Origin of the sequence: Planococcus massiliensis, assembly GCF_000821325.1 — a bacterium.
In the GTDB taxonomy this organism is placed as follows: domain Bacteria; phylum Bacillota; class Bacilli; order Bacillales_A; family Planococcaceae; genus Planococcus; species Planococcus ruber.
This window is the reverse complement of record NZ_CCXS01000001.1, coordinates 3109080-3125126: the sequence shown is the minus strand read 5'-3', so window position 1 is coordinate 3125126 and position 16047 is coordinate 3109080. Positions and strand designations below refer to the sequence as shown.

Annotated in this window: 13 protein-coding genes and 1 riboswitch; of the genes, 8 read left to right on the top strand and 5 right to left on the bottom strand. The window is 47.6% G+C overall.

Annotated features, from left to right (window positions below):
* Window positions 1-77 precede the first annotated feature (77 nt).
* From BN1080_RS15580 to BN1080_RS15565, 4 genes are all read left to right on the top strand, one after another.
* The gene (locus BN1080_RS15580) at window positions 78-4400 is read left to right on the top strand and encodes a S8 family peptidase (RefSeq protein ID WP_052654687.1); all 4323 of its coding nucleotides are present in this window, start codon (window positions 78-80) and stop codon (window positions 4398-4400) included.
* A gap of 107 nt (window positions 4401-4507) precedes the next feature.
* Window positions 4508-4900, top strand: coding sequence for an acyl-CoA thioesterase (locus BN1080_RS15575; RefSeq protein ID WP_052653546.1), 393 nt, complete (start codon window positions 4508-4510; stop codon window positions 4898-4900).
* 112 nt (window positions 4901-5012) lie between these two features.
* Window positions 5013-5114: riboswitch (purine riboswitch) on the top strand.
* A 153-nt stretch (window positions 5115-5267) separates the two neighbouring features.
* Window positions 5268-5855 carry a xanthine phosphoribosyltransferase gene (locus BN1080_RS15570; protein ID WP_052653541.1) on the top strand — a complete coding sequence of 196 codons (588 nt, stop codon included), beginning with the start codon at window positions 5268-5270 and terminating at the stop codon, window positions 5853-5855.
* The gene (locus BN1080_RS15565) at window positions 5852-7186 is read left to right on the top strand and encodes a nucleobase:cation symporter-2 family protein (RefSeq protein ID WP_052653538.1); all 1335 of its coding nucleotides are present in this window, start codon (window positions 5852-5854) and stop codon (window positions 7184-7186) included. The genes BN1080_RS15570 and BN1080_RS15565 overlap by 4 nt, the downstream gene beginning before the upstream one ends.
* 41 nt (window positions 7187-7227) lie before the next feature.
* Here BN1080_RS15565 and BN1080_RS15560 read toward each other — a convergent pair whose 3' ends face one another.
* Window positions 7228-8223, bottom strand: coding sequence for an alpha/beta hydrolase (locus BN1080_RS15560; protein ID WP_052653535.1), 996 nt, complete (start codon window positions 8221-8223; stop codon window positions 7228-7230).
* Window positions 8224-8415: 192 nt separating this feature from the next.
* Here BN1080_RS15560 and BN1080_RS15555 point away from each other — a divergent pair, with 192 nt between their 5' ends.
* Together BN1080_RS15555 and BN1080_RS15550 are read left to right on the top strand one after the other, a co-directional pair.
* On the top strand, window positions 8416-9021 hold the full coding sequence (locus BN1080_RS15555) for a hypothetical protein (protein WP_052653532.1): 606 nt from the start codon (window positions 8416-8418) through the stop codon (window positions 9019-9021).
* Window positions 9022-9071: 50 nt separating this feature from the next.
* Entirely contained in the window at window positions 9072-10010 is a 939-nt protein-coding gene (locus tag BN1080_RS15550; RefSeq protein ID WP_052653530.1) for a ring-cleaving dioxygenase, read from the top strand.
* Between the two features lie 44 nt (window positions 10011-10054).
* Here BN1080_RS15550 and BN1080_RS15545 read toward each other — a convergent pair whose 3' ends face one another.
* Window positions 10055-10966, bottom strand: a complete 912-nt coding sequence (locus BN1080_RS15545; RefSeq protein ID WP_407674808.1) for a proline dehydrogenase family protein — start codon at window positions 10964-10966, stop codon at window positions 10055-10057.
* Between the two features lie 304 nt (window positions 10967-11270).
* Between BN1080_RS15545 and BN1080_RS15540 the strand changes: the two genes are divergently transcribed.
* Entirely contained in the window at window positions 11271-12572 is a 1302-nt protein-coding gene (locus BN1080_RS15540; RefSeq protein WP_052653526.1) for an acetamidase/formamidase family protein, read from the top strand.
* A 412-nt stretch (window positions 12573-12984) separates the two neighbouring features.
* On the opposite strand, the gene BN1080_RS15535 is transcribed toward BN1080_RS15540, so the two are convergent.
* On the bottom strand, window positions 12985-13545 hold the full coding sequence (locus BN1080_RS15535; RefSeq protein ID WP_052653524.1) for a shikimate kinase: 561 nt from the start codon (window positions 13543-13545) through the stop codon (window positions 12985-12987).
* Window positions 13546-13658: 113 nt separating this feature from the next.
* Between BN1080_RS15535 and BN1080_RS15530 the strand changes: the two genes are divergently transcribed.
* On the top strand, window positions 13659-14702 hold the full coding sequence (locus BN1080_RS15530) for a lactonase family protein (protein WP_052653522.1): 1044 nt from the start codon (window positions 13659-13661) through the stop codon (window positions 14700-14702).
* A gap of 325 nt (window positions 14703-15027) precedes the next feature.
* On the opposite strand, the gene BN1080_RS15520 is transcribed toward BN1080_RS15530, so the two are convergent.
* Both BN1080_RS15520 and BN1080_RS15515 read right to left on the bottom strand, forming a co-directional pair.
* Complete coding sequence (locus tag BN1080_RS15520; protein ID WP_052653518.1) at window positions 15028-15357, bottom strand: hypothetical protein; 330 nt, start codon at window positions 15355-15357, stop codon at window positions 15028-15030.
* A gap of 3 nt (window positions 15358-15360) precedes the next feature.
* On the bottom strand, window positions 15361-15942 hold the full coding sequence (locus BN1080_RS15515) for an SCO family protein (RefSeq protein WP_052653517.1): 582 nt from the start codon (window positions 15940-15942) through the stop codon (window positions 15361-15363).
* Between the last annotated feature and the right edge of the window lie 105 nt (window positions 15943-16047).

The following is a 16047-nucleotide window of genomic DNA, read 5'->3' as shown; positions in this document are numbered from 1 at the left end:
TGAATTTGGAGGGAGGAACAATAGTGGGCAAGAAAAAAGGTTCTATCAAAGCTTTTAGTTTAGCAGCTTCCTTACTTATGGCGTTTTCACTTGTGGCACCAGGTGCTGCAAGCGCGGAAACGGCAAGCAAATTGCACCGGTCGGTAAATGATTCCAACATAATTGCGAAAGAAAAATTGAGCAGCAGACTTTTGACGAATTTTAAAGACGACGAAAAAGTCACATTCCTGATCAAGTTCAAAGAAAAGGCAGAAACTGAAGAAGTGGCTGAGTCGGTTAAAAAAACTTCAGAACAAGCGGCTCTTTCTTCTTCGAAGTCAAAGCTCGCCCAGCGCTCTGCCGTAGTCTCCGAGTTGAAGGCAACGGCTCTTGAAGAACAGCAGAATGTAAAAGAGTACCTGGAAAAAGAAGTGGCGAAAGGGAATGCAGAAGATCTCAATTCGTATTTTATCGTCAATGGCATGGCAGTAACAGCGACAAAAGAAGTAGCCGAGAAAGTAGCGGCTTTTGCGGAAGTCGAAAAAGTATTGCCGAATGAAACCCGTCAATTGTTTACGACAAAAACTCCGAATGCCGAAGCGCCTAAATCAAATGTGGCAAATATTGAATGGAGTGTCGAACGCGTGAAAGCCCCGGAAACGTGGGATCTTGGAATCGATGGTTCCGGAACGGTCGTTGCGAGCATTGATACAGGCGTTCAATGGGACCATCCGGCATTAAAAGAAAAGTATCGCGGATATAACGCAGCTACCGGCGAAGTGAACCATGACTATAACTGGTTTGATGCGACGGCTGGCCAAAATGCCCCTTATGACGATCAAGGGCACGGGACGCACGTAACCGGAACGATGGTCGGAAGTGAACCGGATGGCTCGAACCAGATCGGTGTCGCACCGGGCGCAAAATGGATTGCGGTCCGTGCATTTACCGCTTCTGGAGGCACAGATGCAGATTTGCTGGAAGCAGCGGAATGGATTTTAGCGCCGACAGACTCAGAAGGCAATACCCGTGTAGACCTAGCGCCGGATGTTGTCAATAACTCATGGGGCGGCGGGCCTGGCTTGGATGAATGGTACCGCGATGTCGTCATCAACTGGCGCGCGGCTGAAATTTTCCCGGAATTCTCTGCCGGCAATACCACTTTATTTAACCCGGGCGGCCCTGCCTCTGTTGCGGCGCCTGCAAATTATCCCGAATCATTTGCGACAGGCGCAACCGATATTAACAATAAAGTAGCTGATTTCTCGCTAAGAGGGCCATCTCCTTATGATGAAATCAAACCGGATGTTTCTGCACCGGGCGTCAATATCCGCTCTTCTGTACCAGGCGGCGTTTATGAAGGCGGCTGGAACGGCACCTCAATGGCAGGACCGGCAGTGGCAGCGACAGCAGCCTTGCTGCGGCAAGTGGATGCCGGTTTGACCGTTGATGAAATGGAGCAGATTTTATTGGATACGGCGACACCGCTGACAGACAGCACCTATCCTGAATCGCCAAACCATGGGTATGGCTACGGGCTGGTCGATGCCTATGAAGCAGTCAGCTCAATTTTGGACGGCATCGGCAAATTGGAAGGCCAAGTTTCAAAGCAAGGCGATGACCTGGAAGCTCCTACTTTTGAGCACGCAGCGCCAGCAGAAACTTATGAAGGAATGGAGTTGCCGTTAACGGTTTCAGTGCAAGACAATATCAGCATTTCTTCTGTAAAGCTGAATTATTTGGATGAAAATGGCGACTGGCAGCAGCTGGATGCCGCTCGCACAGCCGGTGATTTCAAATCAGGCGAATTTAGAGTGATTGTTCCTGGATCAGCGGTTTCAGGCGAATCATTCGTTTACAAATGGACCATCAATGATTTTGGCAATAACGAAATTTCTTCTGAAGAATACACAGTCGAAGTAAAACCGGGAATCACAGTCGGGTATTTTGAAGATTTTGAAGGCGCAGCGGCAGGCTGGACTTCATTTGGTGAAATGAACAGCTGGGAACATGGGGTTCCGACTTCAGGTCCTGGAAACGCAGCATCAGGCGAGAAAGTTTATGCAACGAACTTGGACGGTGCTTATGATTCCAATATGAATGCAACGCTTGTATTGCCGCCGGTCGATCTGCCGGAAGGGCAAGCATACTTGCAATTTAAGCATTGGCACAGTTTCGAACAATCGTCTTCAGGAACAGCATGGGATTATGGCCATGTATTCGTCTCTGCCGATCAGCAGGAATGGACGCAATTGCAGACATTCCAAGGTGAGACCGGCGAGTGGACGGATGCAGAAATCGATTTGGGCGACTATAGCGGACAGCGAATCTATTTGGCATTCAATGCCTATTCAGATGGCAGTGTCGTTAAAGACGGCTGGTATATCGATGACGTAGCGTTGGCGGACGTTTCAGAAACTGGAAAAGTTTCGAAAGGAAAAAATGCGAAAGGAAATTCAGCAACTAAAGGAAATGGCAAAGCAAATGAAAAAGCAGCGGCAAATAGAGGAATTGGATTGGGGCTTGTGAAAGAGAAGGATAAAGAATCGGTGAAAAATCCGATTGATCCTGCGAAAATCCATCCAAGTGTTCCGGCTAAAGAACAATTGCCGACGGTAGAAGTTCCAGTGAATCCGACTTTATTGCCGCTTGGCGCGCAAGTGAGAGTATTGGAGTCCGGGCGCTCAGTTTACTCGAACCCAGCGGATGGCACATATTCGTTGACGCATAGCCCTGGCGAGTTCACTGTGAAAGCGGAAGCCTACGGTTATCAATCGGAAGAAAAATCGGTGACGATTGAAGCGGATGCAACCACGCAAGCGAACTTCACGCTGGAAGAAGTTGCGCAAAATACGGTCAGCGGGACCATCACTGATGAAGCGACCGGCGAAGGGATTGAAGGCGCGACTGTCCTTCTTGTGGAAGATGCCAATATCTCTCCTGTGGAAACTGCGGAAGACGGCAGTTATTCATTGAACGCTTATGAAGGCGAATATACATTGAAAGTGGTAGCAAGAGGCTATTACAGCAAAGAAGTTCCTGTAACGATCGGTGCGGAAGCTGTGGAAGTCAGCTTGGCGCTTGAGCCGTTCTATACGTATCCGGGCGGAGAAATCGGCTACGATGACGGCAGCGCAGAAAATGCACGGGCGTATAATGCAGCAGGAAATGCATGGGCAGTGAAAATGTCGCTTCCTGAAGGCAAGGAATCCGGCATAGTCACAGACGGCGTGTTCCGCTTCTGGGATACGGAATGGCCAAGCCCGGGCGGTACGGAATTTGCTGTAGAAGTGTGGGATGCCTCGGGTGCAGAAGGGACGCCGGGCAAAATGCTGGCTGGCCCGATTGAGGGAGAGGCCTTGCGAAATGGCGAGTGGACAGTCGTCGATTTGGCGCAACACAATATTGTCGTTGAAGGCGACTTCTATATGGTCTACCGCCAGACAGTGGCGAACCCGAATTCTCCTGGACTGGCGACAGATGAAACCGGTGAAAATGCGAAGAGAAGTTATCAGCATGTCTCTGGCGCTTGGTCACAGGTTCCTGCAGAAGAAGGAAATTACATGATCCGTGCACGCGTCAGCTATGAAGTGAATGCACCGATCATCACCTCTCCTAAAGACGGGCAGGTTACAAATGAAGCAAACGCGACGGTCGAAGGGAAAGCATCGCCGACAACAGTCATTGAATTGGAAAACAATGGAGAAGAGGCTGGGACTGTAGAAACTGCTGCTGACGGAACGTTCGAATTGCCGATTGAACTGGAAGAAGGCAGCAACGAACTGGTCGCTGTCTCCACATTAAATGGACAAGAAACGGGCAAATCTTCTTCCGTGACGGTTGTGCTGGATACCGAAGCACCAGATCTTGCCATTACGAATCCGGTAAACGGTGAAAAAACAAACCGTGAAACGGTGACTGTGGAAGGGACGATTGCCGATGAACACTTGGAATCGGTAACCGTCAACGGACAAGCGGCATCCATTGGCGATGGCACATTCTCCAAACGCATTTTGCTGGATAACGGCAAAAATGTCATTGAAGTCAAAGCGGTCGATGCGGCTGGAAATGAGGTCTCGGAGACGGTGACGATCACGGCTCAATTTACGGCCCCTGCCATTGAGAACTTGACGCCTTCAGAAGACGTTCACTTGACGACTGGCAGAAGCGTGAAAATCGAATTCGATTCCGCTCCAGGCTTAAAAGCGAGCTTCAGCATCCATATGCCATTGACCAACGTGTCAAATGCAACGGAACTGCCGATGATGGAGCAAGGCGATGGGCATTATGTGGGCTATTGGACCGTTCCTTATGGCACCACGGCCAACGGCGCCATGATTGAAGCGAAAGTGGTCGACAGCTTTAAAAACGAAACGAGAAAAGCGGCTGCCGGCAAACTGTACATCAACATTGAAGAATAACCGGAAACCGGAAGGGATTCACATCCCTTTCGGTTTTTATATGGAGAAAGAGCGGGAAGGTGATAAGATGGGATTTAGTTAGTAGCTGCGAAAGGGAGTTGGAGTTTATGTATCAAACCACATTATCGCCAAGAGTTTCAGAGACGGATGGGGTCGGCCATATCAACAATACGACCCTGCCAGTCTGGTTCGAAGCGGCCAGAAATCCGTTGTTCAGCCTGTTTACGCCTGACCATGATTTTGCCAAGTGGAAAATGGTGATCATTAAAACCACATTGGAATTTGTGAAACAGATCTATTTTGGCACAGATGTTGAAGTTCGTGTCTGGGTGAAGCGGATCGGCAACTCCAGTTTAGAGCTGTATGAAGAGCTTTACCAAAATGGGGAAGTTTGTGCAAAAAATGCGGTCACCTATGTAAACTATAATCTCGCCGAGCAGAAATCCGAGAAAATTCCGGAAGCGATCCGCGCGGAACTGGAAAAGCATTTATACGTTTAAGAAGGTTTGCTGGGCCTTAAAAGCAGTAGAAAATGCAGCAGCGACATCAATTATTCGAATTCTCTTTTATTTTCATATGGCTTGAAATGCCGTTCTAGCGTGCTATAATAAGACCATTCTTATAATATTCACTCATATAATAGCGGAAATAAGGTCCGCGAGTTTCTACCAGTTTGCCGTAAACGAACTGACTATGAGAAGCAACGAAATGTTGGGAAAGTGCCTTTTGCAAGGAAGGCATGTTTCTTTTCTATTTCCTTTCGAATTTTTAGCTCGAAGGACATTGCTCCGCTCATGGTATGAATGGATGCACGTTCTGAGGGCTATTTTTTATGCCTTCCGGCGTGACGAAAGGAGTGCTGACAGCATGAAACAGTTACAGGAGAAAATTTTAACCGAAGGCAAAGTGTTATCAGAATCCGTACTCAAAGTGGATTCGTTTTTAAATCATCAAATCGACCCGGCACTGATGCAGGCCATTGGAGAAGAATTTGCTTCCCGGTTTGCAGATGAAGGGATTACGAAAATTTTGACCATCGAATCTTCAGGCATTGCGCCGGCGGTTATGGCAGGGCTAGTGTTGGGCGTTCCGGTCGTATTCGCCCGCAAGCGCAAGTCGCTGACTTTGGTGGATGACTTATATACCGCAAGTGTCCATTCGTTTACGAAAAATGAAACCAATGACATTTCAGTTTCCAAAGCATTTATCGGCAGTGAAGATGTAGTGTTGGTCATGGATGACTTCCTGGCGAACGGCCAGGCAGCACTGGGCTTAGTGGATATTGTGGAACAGGCGGATGCCGCACTTTCGGGTATTGGCATCGTTATCGAAAAAGGGTTCCAAACCGGCGGGAACCTCCTCCGCGGACGCGGAATCCGCGTAGAATCCTTAGCCATTGTCTCGTCGCTGGAGCACGGCAAAGTGGAGTTTCTTGAGGAGGAGATGGTTCGATGAAAAAGTCTTTAGGTGCAGCAGCGTTAGGATTCCAGCATTTGCTCGCCATGTACGCAGGCGCGATTTTAGTGCCTTTGATCGTAGGAGATGCCCTTGGACTTTCATCAGAACAATTGACGTACCTCGTCGCAATCGATATTCTGCTCTGCGGAGTCGCGACTATCCTGCAAATTGTCAATAACCGCTTTTTCGGCATTGGCTTGCCTGTCGTTCTTGGCTGTACGTTTACAGCAGTCGGTCCGATGATTGCCATCGGAGGCGAATACGGCATATCTGCCATTTACGGCTCCATCTTGGTTTCAGGGCTGATCGTGGTATTGATCAGCGGATTTTTCGGAAGCCTTGTCCGTTTCTTCCCCCCAGTCGTTACGGGATCGGTTGTAACGATTATCGGAATTACGTTGATTCCTGTAGCCATCAATAATATGGGCGGCGGGCAAGGAGCGAGCGATTTTGGCTCTCTTCAAAATATCGCCTTGTCATTTGGCACTTTACTGGTCATCGTGCTCATCTATAAATTCGCGACCGGCTTCTTAAAAGCCATTTCCATTTTGCTTGGGATTGCGGCAGGCACAATTGCCGCCATCTTCATGGGAATCGTTGACTTTGCTGCAATTTCAGAAGCATCGTACTTCCACATGGTGGAGCCGTTCTATTTCGGCGCTCCGACTTTTGAATGGTCTGCGATTCTGACCATGACGCTGGTTGCCATGGTTTCATTAGTTGAATCTACAGGCACGTACTTTGCTTTGAGCGACATCACGGAAAAGAAATTAACCGAAAAAGATTTGGCGAAAGGCTACCGTGCAGAAGGGTTGGCGATCATCCTCGGCGGGATTTTCAATTCATTCCCTTACACAACGTTCTCGCAAAACGTGGGGCTGATTCAAATGTCCGGCGTCAAATCCAGAAAAATCATCCTGATCACCGGCTTGATGCTGATTACGCTCGGCTTCTTGCCGAAAGTGGCAGCGGCTACGACGATCATTCCGACCGCTGTCCTGGGCGGAGCGATGATTGCCATGTTCGGCATGGTCATTTCACAAGGGATTAAAATGCTCAGCAAAGTCATTTCAGCTACTCCTGAAAATTCCATGATCATCGCTTGCTCTGTCGGCCTTGGCCTTGGTGTAACAGTTGTTCCTGAGATTTTTGCGCAATTGCCGTCCAGCCTGCAAATCCTGACAAGCAATGGAATTGTTGCGGGAAGCGTAACAGCCATTGTTCTGAATATCCTCTTCAACATGCTGCCTTCAAAGGCAAAGGCAGCTAATGCAAAAAAGGAAAATGTTTCAGTGGCTGTAGCGAAAAATGCGGCACACAACAATTAAAGAATGCAAAAAACGGGCTCTGCACAAGGCAGGCCCGTTTTTTATTGGCTATTGACGAATAAAAAATTCAAGGTTCTTTTTAAAGCTTCCTGTGCTTCTTCCGTATCCAAAGCATATTGATATTCATGCTTCAACTGCTTATTGGTGCCTTCAAAAAAGAGGCTTTCCACAGGAATATTTTGATGAAGCAGCACTTCTTTCAATTCTTCGGACTGGCTAACGAAAGGATCAGCATCTCCTACCGTCAAAAATACAGGAGGATAAGCATCCGTGATATGGTTGACGGTCGACAGTTCGTCAATACGTTCGAATGACTCGAAAACTTCCGCTCCTGTATAAGCAGCCAAAAAATTTTCGAGATTTGGAAACTGAGTGGCGCGCACGGTATCCATATCGTACAGTCCGCAAAGCAATACGGCACCTTTCAACTGCTCGGCGCTTGCAGCGGGGAGGATGTCCATGGCTGCCGCTAGCTCAGCGTTTGAAATGACCGCCGCCACTTGGCTGGCAATTTGTGCGCCAGCGGAATCCCCGCCGACAAAAAACCGCTCCATGTCGCCGCCGTATTGCGCCGCATTAGCCATCAAAAATTCAATCGCTTCGTTTGCCTGGAAAATCGGCCCAGGGTATTTCTGTTCAGGTGCTAAAGCATAGTTGATATTGGCTACAACATAACCGTCGTCAGCCAAAGTCATGGCATAGTCTTGCCGGCTGTCTTTGGAGCCGCCGATATAGCCGCCGCCATGGATCCACAGGATAACGGGCATCGCTTCAGATTGGTTTTTAGGATAATAAATATCTAAAATGGCGTCTTTCGTGCCGCTGTACGCTAAGTTTTTCACCACTTCCACATTTTCCTGGATTTCAAGGAAGTTGGGCGGTGGAGCATAGGCAGAGAAGCTGGCTACCTGTTTAGAAGCGGATGCATCGGAAGAAGTGATGATTTGATCGCTTATAAAAATAGACAGCATGAGTCCAATTAAAAAGAACGAAATCAACCAGGTCCGTTTTTCATAAAACACTTCGTTATTCTTCAAGCTGCATCCATCTCCCTGCCAGTTTTAGTCTGTCTGCTAGTTTCTATCTTAAAGTCCTGCCGTTCTAAAAAGACAGTGAATATTGTACCAATGTGACAAATATAACAAAAAAGTTTCATTTTGAAAAAGGATTGGCTCGATTTCCAGGCGGGTATCTTAGTAGTTGAGTGATTTTGACGGGATGTGATAAACGTGTTTGGATTGGCTGACCTGTTGTCATTGGTGATTTCTGCTTTCATTATTCTGCCTGTTGTGATTTTCATTAGAGAAACAGGCTATTTGCTGGTCAGCGCCATTTTCGGTGTAAAAAATCCGAGGCTGACCATCGGTTCCGGACCGAGGATTGTTAAAATCTGGATGTTTGATATTCGGAAATACTATCATTTATATAGCTGGTATTCGTACGATGACTTGCGCTCAAAAGGGAAAATTGCTTATACCCTCATCTATGCAGGGCCCATTTTGATCAATATCGCCGTTGCTTTAGCCATAAATGTAATGCTTGCCAATGGACTGCTCGAGGAATACCGAACTTTTTGGGATCGGTTCGTTTTCTATGCCTTTTACTATGTCTTATTTGATATCGTGCCGATGAAGACAGCGAACGGCAAGCCTAATAATGGATTGATCATTTATGAAATGCTGCGCTATGGCAGACGGACGGACTATAACGAAGAGCCGTTTATCCCATCCACTTCGGAAGTGGAAGAGCAGTATCAGGAAGAGATGGAGCATATTGAAGAACTGAAAGAACAGCAAAAAGAGGAAGTGGCCAAGCAAAAAGAGAATGGCGGATAAAGCGGAAATGGTACGATAGGATGGAGAAAAGAGTTGGAAGGAATGATCGCATGGCGAAACGGACGGCAGGAATCCATCACATTACGGCAATTGTCGGAAATCCGCAGGAAAACGTGGATTTTTATGCCAGTGTTTTAGGATTAAGATTAGTGAAGAAAACGATCAACTTTGATGACCCGGGAACGTACCATTTGTATTTTGGCAATGAAGGCGGAGATCCTGGAACCATTATGACGTTCTTTCCATGGGAGAACGCCTATAAAGGGAGAATCGGCGATGGCCAAGTGGGTGTCACTTCCTACGCTGTGCCCGAGGGAGCGCTTGGCTTTTGGGAAGGACGCCTCTCCCATTATGGAGTAGCATATGAAAAGGCAAGCCGGTTTGGAGAAAGTTCGCTGCGCTTCGACGATCCGCACGGTCTTCATGTAGAGATCGTAGAAAGAGGCGAAAGGGATTTGAATAGCTGGAGTTTCGGAGGAATCGATTCGAAAGTAGCGATCAAAGGTTTTGCAGGCGCGACACTTTTCACTTCGCGAGCGGAAAAGACAGCTGAATTGCTTGAACAGGTTCTTGGATTTGAAAAAGTGGGAACAGAAGGCGACTTTATTCGTTTCCAATCACCAGCAGAAATCGGCAATATTGTGGATGTAAAAACAATTTCCTCTGGAACCGGCCAAATGGGCGTCGGTACGGTCCACCACATTGCCTGGCGCGCAGAAGACGATGCTGACCAATTGGATTGGAAGAAGAAAATCGAAGCCTATGGGCTTGGGGTAACGCCTGTTCAGGACCGGAGCTATTTTAACGCGATTTACTTCCGGGAATACGGAGATTTGCTGTTTGAAATTGCGACAGATCCGCCTGGTTTCGCCATTGACGAATCGCCGGCAAACCTCGGTGAGTCATTGATGCTGCCAAAACGGTATGAGCAGTACCGAAGTGGATTAATGAATGATTTGATTCCGATTAAAGTTCGCGAGCTGGAATAATAGACAATAAGAAAAGCGCTTTGGAAAAATCCAAAGCGCTTTTCTTATTTAGAAATCAAGCTTTTCAAAGCTAAATTGATGTTCTGCGGCCGCTCAGCCAACCGGCGCATATAATAGCCGTACCAGTCTTGGCCGAAAGGGACATAGGTCGTGAAAGCATAGCCTTCCTGCGCCAATTCTTTCTGCATTTCGGACCGGAAGCCGTAAAGCATCTGGAATTCAAAGCGGCTGCGTGGAATGTTGTTGTCTTTAGCGAATTTCTTCACTTCATGGATGACGACATGGTCGTGCGTCGCGATGGAAGTAAAAACATCTTGCTGCAGCCGTATCTTGATTAATTTTAGATAGTTATGGTCGATGTCCTGTTTGCTCTGGTAAGATACTTCGGAAATCTCTTTGTAGGCCCCTTTGACAAGGCGGAGCCGCACGTTTTGGAGGGCTTCCAAATCTTTTTCGGAACGGTATAAATAAGATTGGATCACGGTCCCGACGTTGTCGTAGTCTTTCAGCAGCTCGTGGACAATATCGAGCGTGGGCTGGAGATGGTTGTAGTCCTCCATATCGATATTGACGAAGATGGCATAGTCCGCGGCAGCGGCTACAATTTCTTTCATGTTTTCCAAACAGAACTTGTGATCGACATCCAAGCCCACTTGGGTCAACTTGACTGACATATGGGCAGCGACGCCGTGTTTTTGGATCGCTTCTATTGTTTCAAGGATTTGCATTTTGGCTTCGAGCGCTTCCTCGCGGTTGAAAACAAACTCTCCGAGATTATCAATGGTGGCACCGATGCCTTCCGCATTCAACTCTTTAACGGATTTCATCATGCTGTCGATATCTGTTCCGGCTACCACTTTGCCGGCTCCTAATTTGAGTCCCCATTTTTTAGCTCCGCTATTCAAAACTTGGTTTTTGGATAAGGCAATAAAAAAATCTCTCGTTAAACTCACTATTTTTCCTCCTATGCATATGAAAACGTTTTCAAGGGCGGCGGATAAAAAATCCTCCAAACTTGTATGAAAGACCGTAGGCTCATGGATTATTTTTTAGTTGATGGGCGAGATGCTTCAACCCCTTTTTCATTATAATCGATAGCTTGGATTCTACCTAACTTAAGCTAGCTGATAAAAAGGAAATGAAGGTGGAAAAGGGAAAGAGTGAATCGGGAGAAACAACGGGAGCAGTGTGATTGTCAGCTTTTGGAGATTGCCGTATACTCAAAGTGACAGAATAGTCAAACGAATAGGGGGAGTTAAATTGAGCGGAAAAGCATCGGAAACGGTAACGGTCAATCAATACATCAATGGCGTGTTGGATCCGAACTTGGAAATGTTAGGCCCTGTAAAAAGCGGCGGGCATATCATCGCACATACAGCGCCTGGCTGCTGGGGTCCGATGATTACACCTTGCATCCGAGGCGGCCATGAAGTAACAAAGCCGGTTTTTGTCGAAGGGGCCGAACCTGGCGATGCCATCGTCATCAAAATCAAATCCATTGAAGTGACATCGCTTGCTACATCTTCTGGAAATGACCGTCCTGTCGAAGGGCGGTTTTTGGGAGATCCGTTCATTGCAGTGAAATGTCCGGGATGTGGAACTTTATATCCGGATACGGTCATCAAAGGGACAGGCAGTGAAGCAATCCGGTGCGCCAATTGTGATGCAGACGTCACGCCATTTGTTTTCACAAATGGCTATACGATGTTCTTTAGCGAAAAAGGCGATGTCGGGATCACGCTAAATCAGGAAGCTGCCGAAATGATTGCTCAAGATGGCCGGGCATATATGAAGACGCCCGATGCTTCTGTGCAAAATCCGATTGTCACGTTTGCACCCCATGATTTGGTCGGGACCATTGCACGGATGCGGCCATTTTTAGGGCAGCTTGGGACCACACCGTCCCGGCCAATTCCGGATTCCCATAATGCCGGCGATTTTGGGTCGTTTTTAATCGATGCACCTCACGAGTACGTCAGCACCCAAGAAGAGCTCGATACGCATCGGACAGACGGCCACATGGACATAAGCCGCGTCAGAGCGGGTTCGGTATTGATTTGCCCCGTGAAAGTGCCGGGGGGCGGAGTTTATTTGGGAGATATGCATGCCATGCAAGGAGACGGCGAGATTGCGGGGCATACGTCTGATGTGGCAGGAATTGTCCATTTAGAAGTCCACCTATTGAAAGGTTTGAATAATGAAGGGCCGATTCTTTTGCCGAATGTGGAAGATCTTCCATACACAGCCAAGCCATTTACCGCAGAAGAAAGGCTGTCCGCTCAACGGATTGCCGAGAAGTGGAATGTTCCGCAGCTGGAAGAATCTTTGCCGATTTCATTTATTGGCACGGGCCCGACGTTGAACGCAGCGACAGATAATGCATTGGAGCGGGCAGCTGCGATGTTTAATGTGGAGGTGCCGGAAATCATGAACCGTGCGACCATAACCGGTTCGATTGAAATTGGCCGCCATCCGGGCGTCGTAACTGTAACTTTCCTCGCACCGGAATCCTATTTAAAAGAAGCGAATTTATATGATTTAATAAAAGCGCAGTATCGGTAACATCAAAAGATAGAATTTGTTAAAAAACCCGATATTCCGCAAAACAGCTGCGAAGCTAAGGACCGTGGTTTGCGAGGCCATTCGCTTTGCGCAGGAGCAAGTGTTTTAAAACGAGGCTTTTAAAGAAACATCGTCTCCGCTGTTTTGCTCCACATCGTTAAAGAGTGCTCCAGCACCGGCGCGATTCCGGACTGGACGGAGCAATAAGACGAGTGGTTTTCTCGGCTTATTGTGGGAGTCAAGGAGCGCTTTAGCGCCTCCTTTGCGACGAGCTTTGCACAGGAGCATAATCTTTGCACTTGTCCTTAGCGCCGCAGTGCGGATTCCAGAAGTAGATGCTCTCACTCAACTAGTTTCCCGACGGCCTGAAAGGAATGGCACCTTTAGCTGCCATTCCTTTTTTAATTCGCAGTCAGCCGGGCTGCGGAGCGTGAATTTCCCAAGACAACTTCAATGCATCTGCCAAATAGTCCGCAGCTTCTTCGGCTTCGAAACGGTCCACTTGAAATTTCGAATGATTCATCGAATAGATCTCCTGCCTTTCGACAAAAAGCTTCTGGATGTCTTCGATGGATTGCCCTTGAAGGAGTGGCCGGTTGTCTGAAAGAATATGGATGCGCTCTTTCCAGGAATCCCAACTGATGTCTAGAAACAACACGATGCAATCCGCTAAACAGATTTCGCGGATTTCTTGCTGCAAAAATGCGCCGCCGCCAACCGAAATAACATAAAGTGGCTGTTGGCTGTAAAATTGGATCAGTTCTTTTTCTTTTTCGCGGAAGGCTTTTTCGCCAAACTTCTCGAAAATAAGGGGGATGGGCATGCCGAATTCTTTCTCGATTTCGGCATCAATATCGACAAAGCCCCGATACAATTTTTTTGCGAGCAATTTTCCGACAGTCGTTTTTCCGACACCCATAAAACCGATGCAGACAATGCTTTTTTCGCGGATGGATAATCCGAACCTTCTCATTGGCGACCACTCTTTTCTTTATATAGTAGTAATAGCAATTTGTTCACAAAGCCTACTTTACACCACGCACCTAGAAAACTCACGGAAATTTAAAAATAACGGGGAGGAAGAAAATGAACTGCACCTATTTAGCGACAGGATCCTATTCAAGTTCTGAAGAACCAGGCATCAAGCTTTGGGAATTTAACCAACAATCTGGACGATTAACCGAAATTGGAGGAATTCTCGGCACAGACCGTCCTTCTTTTTTGGCGATCCATCCAAACGGCAAAAACTTTGCAGCCACAAGTGAAATTGGTAATGGCGAAATCATAGTGTATGAATTGACAGAGGAGCCGCTTGGGTTAAAAGAAATCAACCGGCAATCGGCCAATGGAGACCATCCTGCCCACTTGTGCATCGACCGTACCGGCAAATGGCTCCTTGCGGCTAATTATTCAGGAGGAAATGTCAATGTCTATCCGATAGAGGAAGACGGATCAATCGGCGAACGGACGGATTCCGTCAAACATGAAGGCAGGGGCCCGAACACAGAACGGCAGGATGCTCCCCACCCGCATTCTGTTTTTCAACTTCCGCAAAGCGGCCGGTTTATCGTTTCGGATTTAGGGACAGATACGCTTTATCTTTACAGCTTGGATCAAGGAACGGGCAAGCTGGAACTTGAACAATCGATTCAAGCGCCTCCGGGTTCAGGCCCCCGCCATTTGGCGTTCCATCCTTCACAGGGAGAGGTTTATTCATTGGAAGAAATCACTTCCTCCTTAACGGTTTACGCCTGGAATGAAGCAGGAAGCATGGAACCGGTTCAACAGGTGTCATTGCTGCCGGCCGGATTTGAAGGCAAGAATACCAGTGCAGAGGTTCGGGTTTCTGCAGATGGCCGCTATTTGTATGCATCCAATAGAGGAGATGACAGTCTGGCCGTATTCGCTATTGGAGAAGGCGGCAGATTGGAATTGAACGGATTTTCCCCGAGCGGCGGAGAAGGGCCAAGGCATTTCGAGCTGATTTCCGGCGAGTGGATGATCACGGCCAATGAACGTTCCCACAATTTAGCTGTATTGAAAATTGGTGAGGATGGAATGCCTGAGCTTACGGACGAAATAGTGGAGACTAAAGCGCCCGTGTGCGTGAAAATTATAAGGGAACGATAAAGACAAGCGGCCGAGCAAAAATGCTCGGCCGCTTGTTTTATTTGCCTTTCGAACCTGAACGGCTGTTTCCGCTTTTCATTGTCCAGACGCCAGCGCCTAGCCGCTCGAGGTCGCTTCAGTCTTATTTGCAATGGCAAAAAGTGCCATTTTCGACAAGACTTCCAGCGCTTGTCGCGGCTTGCAAGGCGCTTCCGCTTTTCTATTGTCCAGACTCCAACAGCCAGGTTCTCGGATCATAAGCCATTCTGGCTGTGCGGCAAAGACCGCCGCTTCGCCAGACCGTCTTATGGCTTTCGAACCTGAACGGCTGTTTCCGCTTTTCTTATTACCAATCCCTCGAGTCTTTTTCTTTAATGCCAAGCTCTTTCAGCAGGCTGATGAAACGGCTATCGTTGTTTCCTTTAAAGGATTCTTCCGTGCAGGTGGAATGGGGCGGATATTGAAGTTCTTCCGCCTTTTCCAATGTCGAATCTTCCAGGAAGTTTGTAGCGTCCGCCTCATCAAAGCAGGACGGCGCAATATAGGTATGGTGCGTATGCTCGAGAATGACCCGCGTGTTTGGCGATGGCGAATTCTCGCGCGGCAAAAAGAAAAATGCGAGCAAGGCAGCTGCGGCTATCAGGCCGACCAGCATACCGATTCTTTTTTTATTCATCTTTTATTCCTCCGCAAGCAAAATTTCTGCATCGGCTATTATTTCCTCAACGGGGGGATTGACGCCATTATAGTCTTTCATGATGACGCCGTTTTTATCCACCAGGAAAAAGGATGTACCGTGCAACACTTGGTCGTCGTTTTCCGGTTTGCGGGCAATCGTCTTGAAATTATCCATGGCAAACGCATCGATTTTCTCCGGTGAATAGCCGGTGAGCAGATTCCATGAAGCAAAATCTGCTCCGTAGTTTTCCGCATAGGATTTTAAAATCTCAGGGGTGTCGACAGTCGGATCGACGCTGAAAGAAACGATCTGGACATCGAGCCCTTGCTCTTTAAACTGGTTTTGCAAGTCCACCATATTCGCTGTCATTGGCAGGCAGACGGTGGTGCAATTCGTAAAAATAAAATCGGCCAGCCAAACCTTGCCTTTTAAATCGGCCAGTCCCATTTCCTTGTTGTCTTGATTGGTGAAATTAAAATCTTCTATTTCCCATTCCAATGGATCTTCAATGCCTTTGCCGCAGCCGGCAAGCACTAAAATGAAAAGCAATAGGAGTAAAGTCAATAATCGATTTCGCAACATCTCTCGCCCTTCCTATCGTAAGCTGTCTTCCCTAAGCGTAGTAGAAATTCTCGCTGTAAACAAGTCCTGAAGCTTTCAAATATGTGTAGATACTGAGAACTCCTG

Excerpts from the sequence above, each read along its gene's own strand:
- BN1080_RS15580 (WP_052654687.1), top strand. The coding sequence starts at position 78 with ATGGCGTTTTCACTTGTGGCACCAGGTGCTGCAAGCGCGGAAACGGCA.
- BN1080_RS15575 (WP_052653546.1), top strand. The coding sequence starts at position 4,508 with ATGTATCAAACCACATTATCGCCAAGAGTTTCAGAGACGGATGGGGTC.
- BN1080_RS15570 (WP_052653541.1), top strand. The coding sequence starts at position 5,268 with ATGAAACAGTTACAGGAGAAAATTTTAACCGAAGGCAAAGTGTTATCA.
- BN1080_RS15565 (WP_052653538.1), top strand. The coding sequence starts at position 5,852 with ATGAAAAAGTCTTTAGGTGCAGCAGCGTTAGGATTCCAGCATTTGCTC.
- BN1080_RS15550 (WP_052653530.1), top strand. The coding sequence starts at position 9,072 with ATGGCGAAACGGACGGCAGGAATCCATCACATTACGGCAATTGTCGGA.
- BN1080_RS15535 (WP_052653524.1), bottom strand. The coding sequence starts at position 13,545 with ATGAGAAGGTTCGGATTATCCATCCGCGAAAAAAGCATTGTCTGCATC.
- BN1080_RS15530 (WP_052653522.1), top strand. The coding sequence starts at position 13,659 with ATGAACTGCACCTATTTAGCGACAGGATCCTATTCAAGTTCTGAAGAA.
- BN1080_RS15520 (WP_052653518.1), bottom strand. The coding sequence starts at position 15,357 with ATGAATAAAAAAAGAATCGGTATGCTGGTCGGCCTGATAGCCGCAGCT.
- BN1080_RS15515 (WP_052653517.1), bottom strand. The coding sequence starts at position 15,942 with ATGTTGCGAAATCGATTATTGACTTTACTCCTATTGCTTTTCATTTTA.